Here is an 11253-nt window from a genome sequence, read left to right on the forward strand (position 1 = left end):
TACTACGATACGCTTGAGTGTTTGCATAGTGACTTGAGTCATATTAGGGACAAAATTCTGATAGTGATCAAGGGGGAGCATCTCATCAGAGATTTCTGGGAATCATATAGTGCTAGGTGTGAAAATAGCAACACTATGTAGACGAAAAAGTTACAGATAATGTTTCGGAGTGAATCCACTCCTGAGACAGATTGACAGAAAATACATAAAGTTGAAAATTTCAGTGATTACTGGTAATGGTATTTAACTAACTTCATTGAAAATCACTAAACTTTCGGAAATTTTCGGCACAAAGAGATACTTCCAACGCAAAAAAAATATCCCATCGCTTAGATAGGTAAGCAAGGGAGTTAGAGCTTTAGTGTGTATAAATGCGGATTTTTAGAGGATTTGTGAGAGAAATTTGCGAGTTCGTTCTTCTTGGGGTTGGGTGAAAAATTGATCTGGTGTGGCTGATTCGACTAAATTTCCACCATCCATTAAAACTACACGGTCAGCCACTTCACGGGCAAATCCCACTTCATGGGTAACTACTACCATTGTCATACCTTCAGAGGCAAGCTGCCGCATGACATCTAACACTTCTCTAACCATTTCTGGGTCTAGTGCAGATGTAGGTTCGTCGAATAGCATAATTTTAGGCTGCATAGCTAAAGCACGGGCGATCGCCACCCGTTGTTGTTGTCCTCCAGATAGCTGTCCTGGATATTTATTAGCTTGAGCTAAAATTCCTACTCGTTCTAATAGTTGCATAGCCAATTCTTCCGCCTTGGCTTTCTGCCAACGACGTACCCAAATAGGAGCTAGAGTGATATTTTGCAGCACTGTCAAATGGGGAAATAAATTAAACTGTTGAAACACCATCCCCACTTCTCGCCGAATTGCGTCTATGTTTCGCAAGTCATGACTGAGAGTTATACCATCAATGTTAATTTTGCCTTTTTGGTATTCTTCTAAGGCATTAAATGTGCGAATAAAAGTTGATTTTCCTGAACCAGAAGGCCCCATTAAAACTACTACTTCTCCACGGTAGACTGTTAAACTCACACCTTGGAGGACATGAAATTTGCCATACCATTTATGAACATCTTCAGCAATAATGATGGGTATTTGTTCGCTCATGAGTGTTTACCGGAAAAATAGGGGATTGGGGATTGGGGACTGGGGATTGGGGACTGGGGAAACAAGGTAGGAGATGAGAAAAACTGTTCCCTATTCCCTAATGACTAATGACTAATGACTCAACTTTTTCTCTAATCTTCGGGAAGCTAGAGACATAGAGTAACAGAATAGCCAGTAAATTAAACCGATAAATAAATATACTTCTGCGTAACGACCGATAAATTGAGGCTGTGCCAATATAGAACGGGCCATTCCTGTAAGTTCTACTAAGCCCACAAGGGATACTAGGGAAGTATCTTTAAATAAGCCGATAAATTGCCCGACAATGGCGGGAATTACTGCTCTTAAAGCTTGCGGTAAAACGATAAATATTACTGTTAGAGGTGTGTTTAATCCTAATGCTTTGGCTGCTTCTATTTGTCCGCGAGAAATAGCCTGTAGTCCACCACGGATATTTTCTGCCATATAAGCAGCACTGAACAATACTAAACCTGCGATCGCTCTTACTACTTTGTCTAAACGTACATCGGCAGCAAAAAACAGGGGTAACATGAATTGGGCGAGAAATAAAATCCCAATTAGGGGAACTCCGCGCACAATTTCAATATAAAGAATACAAAACCAACGCACTACAGGCAAATTGCTAGTTCTTCCTAAAGCTAGTAAAACCCCTACAGGAAAGGACAACACAATACTAACTGCGGCCATTAGTAAGGTCAGTAACAAACCATTCCACAAATTGCTGGATACGGACGATAAACCCAATCCACCACCAATTAACCATAAAATCACAGGGAAAGATAACAACCATATTAAGGAAAGCCAAGGTGCGATAAGTTTAGCAATGGTGAACTTTTGCTTACCCAAGAATGTCCCGGCTGTGATTGTGCTTAAAGTCGTAATGATGGCTAATACAAACCAAATTCGCCAGTATTGACTTTGAGGATATCTACCAACTAAAAATAAATGGAAGTTGACTTGAATTACTGCCCATTGTGCTTGAGTTGTAGCCCAAATGATAATTCCTCGTGCTACCCAAAGCAAGAACAACGAGCAAATCACAGTTAATAAACTGTTGTACCAGTTGCTAAAAAGGTTTTTACGTAGCCAAGTTAGTTGTTTAGTCATTAGTTATTAGTCAATAGTCAACAGTCATTAGTCATTAGTCATTAGTCAATGGTTCTTAATTACCTTTCTCTAATTTGGACTCTGCGATTAAATAGATTCATGATTAGAGAGATGGTTAAGCTGAGGGTGAGGTAGGTGAGGGTGAGGATTAACATGACTTCTACGACTTTACCTGTTTGATTAAAGGTAGTGGAAGCCACAAAATAGATGTCAGGATAGCCGATCGCGATCGCTAAACTGGAATTTTTGGTGAGATTGAGATATTGACTAGTCAGTGGGGGAATAATGACGCGCAACGCTTGGGGCAGAATAATTAAACGCATAATAATACTAGGATTAAACCCTAGCGATCGCGCTGCTTCCCATTGTCCTTTAGAAACTGAACTAATCCCACCGCGAACGATTTCTGCAATGAATGCACCTGTATAGAATGTCAATCCTAAAAGTAAAGCCGCAAACTCTGGAGAGAGGTTAAACCAAGGTGTTGCTATGCCATTTTGACTGAGACTTAAAAATCCCCACAGGCTGATTTGATTGTCTATCTTGGGAAAACTTAAGAAAACAGCAAAGTACCAAAACAACAATTGCAACAGTAGGGGTGTATTGCGGAAAACTTCGACATAAACCAGCGTGATGTTCTTGACTAGCCAATTGTCGGACAGTCTACCAATTCCAGCCATGACACCGATAATCGTGGTGAAAACAATACCTAACACTGCTATTCGCAATGAGTTAATCAGTCCCACCCATAAGGCGCGACTATAGGAATCAGTTGGTTGATAAGCAATTGGTGTTTCGCCAATATCAAAGGATGCTTGTTGGTTTAAAAAGCCGAAACCAAATTGAATGCCTAATTGCTGTAAGTTGCGATTGAGATTTATCCACAGTATCGCCACAATAGCGAGTGCTAAAACTACAGCAATCACTTGTCCAGCAATTCGCCAAAAGCGATCATCTCGCCAAAAAGGGGGTTTAGTGTTGGTCATTAGTCATTAGTCATTAGGGAACAGGGAACAGGGAACAGGGAACAGGGAACAGGGAACAGAAGCTTTCATTTTGAATTGATTACTCATTACTCATTACTCATTACTCATTACTCATTACTCATTACTTCTCCCCAGTCCCCAATCCCCAATCCCCAGTCCCCAATCCCCAATCCCTCTACCGAAACGGTGGCGAATACAAAATTCCGCCTTTTGTCCACTGCTGATTTTGTCCGCGAGGGAGGTTGAGTTTGGTTTTGGGGCCGAGGTTGCGATCGTAAATTTCGCCATAGTTCCCGACGTGTTTGATGGCTTTCGCCGCAAAGTCGTTAGTTAAACCTAGTCCTTCGCCTAAATTGCCTTCAGTTCCCAATAAACGCTTGACATCTGGATCGTTACTGGTGGCTAATTGTCCGACATTCTGGGAGTTAATGCCCAATTCTTCTGCTTTGATCAGGGCATAAACTACCCAAGTTAGGGTATCACGCCATTTTGTATTGCCTTTGGCTACTGCTGGTGCTAGAGGTTCGGAGGAGATGACTTCATCTAAAATGACGTTATCTTCAGGTTTGGGGAGGGTTGTACGTCGAGAAACTAAAGCAGAGCGATCGGCGGTGACGGCTTCACAACGTCCTTGGGAATAGGTAGCAAAGGTGACGTTAACATCTTCAAAAACTACGGGTTTGTAGGTAATACCGCGTTTTCGCATCTGGTCGGCTAAATTCTGCTCGGTAGTTGTACCTGTTTGTACGCAAATAGCCTTATCTTTCAAGTCTGCTAGAGACTTAATGTTGCTATTTTTACGCACCATAATGGCTTGTCCATCATAAAAAACCACGGGTGCAAACTCTAAACCTACTGAGGTAGCGCGGCTTAATGTCCAGGTTGTGTTCCGGCTGAGAATGTCTACTTCCCCTGTTTGTAAAGCCGTAAATCTTTCTTTGGCACTGAGGTTACGGTATTCTACGGCATCTGGATTATCAAACAAAGCCGCCGCTACAGCACGACAAATATCTACATCTATCCCGCTATATTTGCCGTCTGTGCCAACAAAACTAAATCCTGGTACTTCACCACTGACACCACAAATTACCTGTCCACGGTTTTTGACAGTATCCCAGCGATCTGCTGATGTGTTACTGGGATTTGTGGTTTGTGCTGTGTTACCACCACAGGCTGTAGTCGCAAATATTAAGGATGTCCCTAGAATTAAAGTTAATTTCCTCATACTTCAAAGCTGATTGTTGCTAAAGATGTGTTTGTAAATACAATATTTGTATGAAATCAGATTTACTCCTGTAATATAAAGCTTTTTTAGCCCCTATTGTTGCACTTTTCTGCACAGCCGAAATATTGATGATTTTCTTGATTTGTTGATTTTCTATTTATAGAAAATCAATTCTCATATTTACAGCTTTGATAAACTATAGAAAATACTTGCTGTTGTTAATTATGGTGGTTAAATAATCTTCTTATGAAAATCTGTGAGTTTTTGATTTTTGACTGTAATGTTTATCTAAAAAGCAAAAGGTAAATATTTGATAATTCGTAATTAAATAAAAGATAAACCTAGTCATGGTTGGGAAATTTCTTGATGCGGCATTTTGAGTGAAGAGATTGTTGCTAGAGTCTTGTAGAAAAGCGATTGGAATTTTGAGTTGTGATGATGTCACTGCTCAAGGAGAAAGATTTGATTAACATATCTGATTTATGGGATTAATAGTAGGATTCCATATTTTTGGGTGGCAAAGTCAGAGAATCTAGACTTTGTAATGAAAATAGGGATGTTTTTTTCAACTAATTCAATCTAAGCGATCGCCACTAAGGGGTTAAACTAGTCTTCGTGACAGCTGCTCCACCGTTACTTAAAGAGGGTTTTATGGGAGCTAACCTCAAGCAAATTGCCAATTACTTAGACAAACTAGGCTGGGACTACCGTCTTGATGAGGAAGAGGACAGGATTATCACAGGTGTAGAAGCTGATAATTTAGAAGATTTTTTAATAGTTGTCCAACTAGATGAAGAGGGCAAATTTTTTCGCCTATTCGCGCCTCATGTTCTTCCAGGAGTGGAGAACCATCCCTACAAGGCAACTATCTTACAGACGATGTTGGCTATTTCTTGGGAAACAAAAATGCTCCAGTGGGAATATGACCCCTCAGATGGTGAAATTCGTGCCATTATTGAATTCCCCCTAGAAGACGCACTGCTAACGGAAAGACAATTTCATCGATGTTTGAGTGGATTAATTCAAATTGTTGACAATATAGCTATCCCCCGTTTGCATGAGGTGATGGCCACAGGTAACGATCCGGGAAATATAGAACTTGGGGAACGAATTTTGCTGAGTATCCAAGAAGAAGCACCAGGATTGCTGGATTTACTGGCAAAGGCAATTGAAGCTAGAAAACGAAGAGGAAGTTTTCCTACAGAGTGAGACGAAACACCACTTAAATAGCTATACTCCAAAGTGATACCCTCACTATATACTAAAATTTTCTAGGGCTGGATTTTATGACATCCTATGCAACCTCCTCTGCCAAAGCGGAAATGAGTGAACTCCGGCGGTTAAAAGGCTTACTACCGCCAGAATTGCAGAGTTGGGTCACGGTTGAAGGCACAACTGAGGTCAATCCACCCCTGATCCGCAGCGAAGAAATAGGTAAAGACCAAGTAGAGATTCAAATTGACTTGGTGAAATGGGATACTCTGGCAATGGATCAGCGCAATCTGCTGTTCTGGCATGAAGTAGCCCGTATTCAAAATGACACAATTCCCAAAGATGGTTGGGAAATGGCAGCTTTAGCCATCGGTTTAGGTGGTGCTGTCGGCGAGTTGTGGGTACAGGATGGATTATTGCTAGTGTTAGCTTTGGCACTATGTGGTGTGTCAGGCTGGCGGCTATATCAAAAGAATAATGGCGAGAAGCAAATGCGAGAATTGCTTGATGCAGACGAAAAAGCGATCGCACTAGCAACTCGTTTCGGTTATAGTCTCCCTAATGCTTACAAGAGTCTAGGTAGTGCCTTAAAAACCCTGATCGATAATACTCCAAGTAAACGCCAACGTTCCCGCTATGAAGCTAGGCTATCTGCTCTCAAGCGCAGTGCTAATAAAGCGAAGTCTAAATCTAGAAGCACAGAAGACGGCGGAATTTAATCTGCAAAAATTAATTAGGGTGGGAAATACCCACCCCATGATTTAATTATTGATTTTTCAAAAGCTTAAGATTGCCGCTTTAGCCAAAAGGCACTCCAGCCAAATAACAAGAGTCCCAAACCCATCGTTGGTTCGGGAACTTTCGTAGGTGGTACAAACCCTGCTAACTCTTCACTACTAGCTTTAAAGGCGTAAAGATAAGTAGGAATTAAACTTGTTCCTGGAGGACAAGTGCCGTCAATAGGAATTTGTGTACCATCTGTACAAACATCAAACTGTGTTCCACTACCAGTCTGAGTGACGCTATAGTCGTTATCTGTGCCTAAAATGACAGCATAAGATCCATCATTGAGTTTAGGCCCGATTGTTACACCTTCAAATTTTTCTGGGACGACTAATCCCGCAACTTTTAAAAGCTCCGCCACATCAATAAACGGTGAGTTAGACTTACTGACAGGCACTACACCAGCAGGTAAATCATTGCTTCCTGCTAGGCTAATACCGCTTACATCTGTAGCTCCTGACAAGCTGATTTTGTACACTCGTTTACTGGCAACAGGATTTACTCCCGCAGGATCTTCTACACCCACTCCGCGATTATCTCGCTCTAAGATGAGAAATTCATCATCATTCAACGCAATTATCGCGCTCACACCTATATTCCGTCCTTGGGAATTTGCCCCGAAATCATTAGCTGTACCAGGAATACGGTCATTAATTTCGGCGAGGCTTTCTAGCTGATAGATATATTGTGCTGTACTGTTGCCAGTTGCTGTATCAAATTCTACTATTCGCACATTATTACTGCGCCGCCCATCAGGTGAACCTTCATTGACTAAAGGATCTTGGAGGATAGCATAGAGTTTCTTTCCATCTGGGGAAAGTGTTAAACCTTCAAAACCTCTGTTATCTTGGCGACCAGTGGTAATAGTTGGACGACCATCTACATAGTTCAGTGTGTTATCACTCTGTCTAGCAATAATGTTACTTGGACTATTGAAAGCCCGAATAAAAGTTCCATTGGGGCTAAATTCATAAACGGAGGGGCCATATTCATCAGAGACGTAGAAATTCCCATTAGGAGCAACAGCAAATCCCTCTGGATCAAAACTTAAACCCAGAACCGAAGCATTACCATTAAGTAAACGAGGATTTAAGCCATTGAAGTTTTCACCGTTTTTGGTGAACAAAATCGTGTCTAATAGCTGAAAATTACTGATTGCTCCATTGTTGGGATCAACATCTAGAGAAAACTTTTGGACTCTTGTGTTGTAAGAGATGACACCGCCACCAGGCCCCCGATCTGGCAGACCATAGTAAACATTGTTGTAGCGGTCATAGTAGAGATCAGAGATAAACCCAGCCAAACGGTTAACGTTGGCACTGTTAGCACCGGGTGACACCAAATCTACGCTATCACCCGGTATTGTGAGGCTATTGACCAAAGAAACAGCACTAGCAGGGGTTGGATCTCCTGTAATACTAACTAAGGCTGTCATCAGTGAAATGCTTAAACCAGAAATCCAATGCCTTGCGGAAATCATCTGAATTTTCCTAAATGTCCAATTTCCCTAGCTTTGGACTTCCTGATTAACAAAAGATTAACAAGGAATTAAGGTAGTTATTGAGACATAGACTTTTCATAGAATGCCGAAGGATAGGAATACATCTTCATCAAAACTTTAATAATGAGGTATGGTGCATTGACACTCCCCGAAATAGAATTTCGGGGATTCTTGGTTCACCGAGCCAACTTATCTGAACCTGTTACCAGATCCTTTCCAGAGGTCGTTCTCTTCCCAAGCGTTAGTTCCGACGTGTCCCGTCGTACTTAATCCTTTAGCCAAAATATTCAGTGCTGCATTTTCATCTCGGTCTAAAACAGTTCCGCAGTGAGGGCATTCATGGGTTCTGGTTGACAAGGTTTTGACAACAGTTTCTCCACAATTAGAACAGTTTTGGCTTGTCCAGTGAGGTGGTACAGCAATGGTTATTTTGCCGTATACCTTGCCAAAATATTCAAGCCAACACCGGAACTGATACCAGGACGCATCACTAATACTTTTGGCTAGTTTGTGGTTTTTAACCCTTACAGGTTCGCCAGTCGCTTCAAGTCGGGAAACCCGCCCAACGCGCTGGCTCACCATGTTCCGCACCTGCAAGTCTTCATAGACAACCACGTCGTTAGACTGGATTACGCACCTTGCTAACTTCACAGCAAAGTCTTTACGCTGTCTACTAACTTTCAAGTGCTTTCTTGCTAGTTTATTTCTAGCTTTTTTGTAGTTATTGGATTGGGGTTTACCTTTCTTAAACTTTTTAGAAACCCGTTTTTGTAGGCGTTTTAATGCTTTCTCGGATTTCCTCAAAAATCTAGGGTTTTCTACTTTATCTCCATTGGAATCAGTGTAGAAGTAGTTTAAACCAACATCTAGACCAATAACTTTTTTGCTTGGCTCTACCTTGATTGTTCGGTCAACTGCAATGCAAAATTGAGCGTAGTAACCATCTGCACGTTTTACCAATCGGACACGTTTAATATCCTTTATCTGATAAAAATGCAGGTCATAAGTTCCTACTAATTTTAGTCTTCCTATCTCAAATCCGTCAGTCAGAGTGAGATGTTTTCTATCATCTGACAACTTCCATCCTGTGGTTTTGTACTCCACAGAATGACCACGTTTTTTGAAATTTGGGAAGCCTTTACTTCGACTGCGCCCTTCTCCTATCGGAGACGCTGCGCGAACGGCTACGCTCAGGACAGGCTCAGTACAAGTCTTGCCTGGAACTTTTTTCTTGCAATTACTATAAAACCGAGAAATTGCAGCCCAAGCCCTATCTGCTGATGCCTGCCTTGCCATTGAGTTAAGCTTGTTTGCCCACTCAAAGTTAGCAGCTAGTTCTTTACAGTATGCGCTTAAATCGTACTTGCCGACTTTTGGGTTATCCATCCAGTATCGAATGCAAGAATTACGGACAAACAAAGCAGTTCTGATTGCTTCATCAATCAGAGTGAACTGCTGCTGTTTGCCCTTTAACTTGAACTCGTATACTAGCAATCGATAACCTCTTACGCTACAATATCAGCATAACATATTTTGGGGAATTAAATATGGGTTGGTTTTTTAGCAAGCCTAGTGATAACGAATTGGGCGAGTATTTACCAGATGATGAGGCTACACTGCAAGAGGGTAGCGAGATTATTGAATCTGAAAACTTAGAATCAGCACGAAAAGAATGCAAAGACGTAGCGTCTCAATATGATGCCGTTTCTTCGGATGTAGAAGAAACATCCCAGGACAATACCTGGAACTGCAAATTCAAGTTTTGGGGATAAGCGATGATGAATCCTATTGTCAGGGACTCATGGAAAGGAGATCCACCAAGGCTTTATATAATAGCTGAACCGTTGCCAGATGCTCCTCATGTCCGCCTTTCTGGTGGTGGCGTAGCCGATATGTCACTGGACGAATATTTAAACACTCTGCAAAAAAACTTTGACAACCAGTCGGGTAAATACTTCGCCTACGTCAAAGGTGGGTGTAGAGAAGAGGCGGACACATTCACCTTGCAAACCTGGGATGTGTACACCTCTCCTACTTCATGTTATGAAGCACTAATCCATCTTTACTATGCGCCAGTCAATGAATATCTCTGCCTCAAAAAACATTTGGGCGAGAAATGGGCGCAGAAATATTTAGATGAAGTCGAGAAGCGGGAAGCGGCTATCAACGCCATTTCTGCTGCACTTCCCGAAGAACACGCCACGACCGAATAAATTCAGTGAGGTAGTGCGTTCCTGAGCCACCCCCGTGGGCGGGTTTCCCGACTTGAGGGGAGTGGCGTGTCGCCTTGCGTCGGAAAGCAACTGCCGAACCCAAAGGGTCATTCGCGGCAGTTGAGCGTAGTCGAAACTTATATCCCCCACTTAAAAGACGTACAAAGCACAAAACCAAAAAAGTTTTGTGCTTTGTACTTGGGGGCTTTACGCATCACGACTCGTAAAGTGCGTCTTTTTCTGCCATTGGTTTGAGAAGGAGTGTAGGGGTCTAGGGGGTAGAGGTTGAGCTTTGATTCCTCAATAGTCTTCCTCCCTTACCTCCTACCTCCTTCAAAGTTGATTTAACATTTTGTGAGTCTGAGGAATAACACGCACCTGTTTTAAAATCTTTTTCATCAAAGTTTGCCAAGCTAAAACCTGTGCTGGTGTGGGAGCAAGGATAGGGGTTTGATTGGATGAATCAGATGCAATTAAAGGCGTAACAGGTTGTAAAAATACAGGAATTTCAGGGCTAACATCTGCTACTAGCAAAGCAGCCTGCTCTAATTCATGAGTATCTGTGTGTTGGGAAATAATTATTTTAATGAAGGTTTCTAAATTTGGATAACAAATTTGTAGAAACTTCATATGTTCTGACCAGTAGGATTCACCACTGACACTGGGAAGTTTTAAATCCATACCTACAGAATCTAGATATGGTAATATCATGGCCAACTGTTCTGGGCGATGTCCGCCGGTTTCCAAGTATATAGGCAAACTCATGAGCGATCGCACTTGGGGCAGAAATTCCTTTAAGAAAGCTGCATGAAGAAGTGGTTCTCCTCCTGTTAAGCTAATGCTATCGTGTAAACAAGGTAAATTCTGCCGTGCAATCCATTCTAATAAGACTGCGATTGCGACAGGGTTGGAGTGAATTTCAAAATCTCGGAATCCGGGCGTTCGCTCGATCCTACAGTCAGCAGGAGCATTCCAAGTATGGACACTATCGCAAAAGTGGCAACGTAAGTCACAAAAAGCAAAACGAATAAAAATTTGACGTGTCCCGACATTCAGTCCTTCTCCTTGAATAGCAGAAAAGAC

11 protein-coding genes are annotated in these 11253 nt (G+C 41.9%); 4 read left to right on the forward strand and 7 right to left on the reverse strand.

Annotated features, from left to right (window positions below; all coding sequences use genetic code 11):
- Positions 1 to 381: 381 nt before the first annotated feature.
- The 4 genes from CV014_RS15655 to CV014_RS15670 all read right to left on the reverse strand — a co-directional run bounded on the left by CV014_RS15655 (position 382) and on the right by CV014_RS15670 (position 4461).
- Positions 382 to 1122: an amino acid ABC transporter ATP-binding protein gene (locus CV014_RS15655; protein WP_103140431.1), complete on the reverse strand. Its 741-nt coding sequence runs from the start codon at positions 1120 to 1122 to the stop codon at positions 382 to 384.
- A 111-nt stretch (positions 1123 to 1233) separates the two neighbouring features.
- On the reverse strand, positions 1234 to 2250 hold the full coding sequence (locus CV014_RS15660) for an amino acid ABC transporter permease (RefSeq protein ID WP_236142878.1): 1017 nt from the start codon (positions 2248 to 2250) through the stop codon (positions 1234 to 1236).
- A gap of 59 nt (positions 2251 to 2309) precedes the next feature.
- Positions 2310 to 3236, reverse strand: a complete 927-nt coding sequence (locus CV014_RS15665; protein WP_236142879.1) for an amino acid ABC transporter permease — start codon at positions 3234 to 3236, stop codon at positions 2310 to 2312.
- A 175-nt stretch (positions 3237 to 3411) separates the two neighbouring features.
- The gene (locus CV014_RS15670) at positions 3412 to 4461 is read right to left on the reverse strand and encodes an amino acid ABC transporter substrate-binding protein (protein WP_236142880.1); all 1050 of its coding nucleotides are present in this window, start codon (positions 4459 to 4461) and stop codon (positions 3412 to 3414) included.
- Positions 4462 to 5112: 651 nt separating this feature from the next.
- On the opposite strand from CV014_RS15670, the gene CV014_RS15675 reads away from it, so the two are divergent.
- The gene (locus CV014_RS15675; RefSeq protein WP_236142888.1) at positions 5113 to 5670 is read left to right on the forward strand and encodes a YbjN domain-containing protein; all 558 of its coding nucleotides are present in this window, start codon (positions 5113 to 5115) and stop codon (positions 5668 to 5670) included.
- 77 nt (positions 5671 to 5747) lie between these two features.
- Positions 5748 to 6392, forward strand: a complete 645-nt coding sequence (locus CV014_RS15680) for a DUF3318 domain-containing protein (protein WP_236142881.1) — start codon at positions 5748 to 5750, stop codon at positions 6390 to 6392.
- 65 nt (positions 6393 to 6457) lie between these two features.
- On the opposite strand, the gene CV014_RS15685 is transcribed toward CV014_RS15680, so the two are convergent.
- Entirely contained in the window at positions 6458 to 7936 is a 1479-nt protein-coding gene (locus CV014_RS15685; protein WP_236142882.1) for an esterase-like activity of phytase family protein, read from the reverse strand.
- A 210-nt stretch (positions 7937 to 8146) separates the two neighbouring features.
- Positions 8147 to 9451: an RNA-guided endonuclease InsQ/TnpB family protein gene (locus CV014_RS15690; protein WP_236142883.1), complete on the reverse strand. Its 1305-nt coding sequence runs from the start codon at positions 9449 to 9451 to the stop codon at positions 8147 to 8149.
- 53 nt (positions 9452 to 9504) lie between these two features.
- Between CV014_RS15690 and CV014_RS15695 the strand changes: the two genes are divergently transcribed.
- Both CV014_RS15695 and CV014_RS15700 read left to right on the forward strand, forming a co-directional pair.
- Positions 9505 to 9729 (forward strand): hypothetical protein, encoded by a 225-nt coding sequence (locus CV014_RS15695; RefSeq protein ID WP_236142884.1) that lies wholly within the window; start codon positions 9505 to 9507, stop codon positions 9727 to 9729.
- Positions 9730 to 9849: 120 nt separating this feature from the next.
- Positions 9850 to 10170 (forward strand): hypothetical protein, encoded by a 321-nt coding sequence (locus CV014_RS15700; protein ID WP_236142885.1) that lies wholly within the window; start codon positions 9850 to 9852, stop codon positions 10168 to 10170.
- Positions 10171 to 10503: 333 nt separating this feature from the next.
- Here the strand turns inward: CV014_RS15700 and CV014_RS15705 are convergent.
- Positions 10504 to 11253 (reverse strand): 7-carboxy-7-deazaguanine synthase QueE (locus CV014_RS15705; RefSeq protein WP_236142886.1); only part of this gene is annotated, 750 nt, incomplete at its 5' end.

It is taken from the genome of Nostoc sp. CMAA1605, assembly GCF_021596505.1.
Lineage (GTDB): Bacteria > Cyanobacteriota > Cyanobacteriia > Cyanobacteriales > Nostocaceae > Trichormus.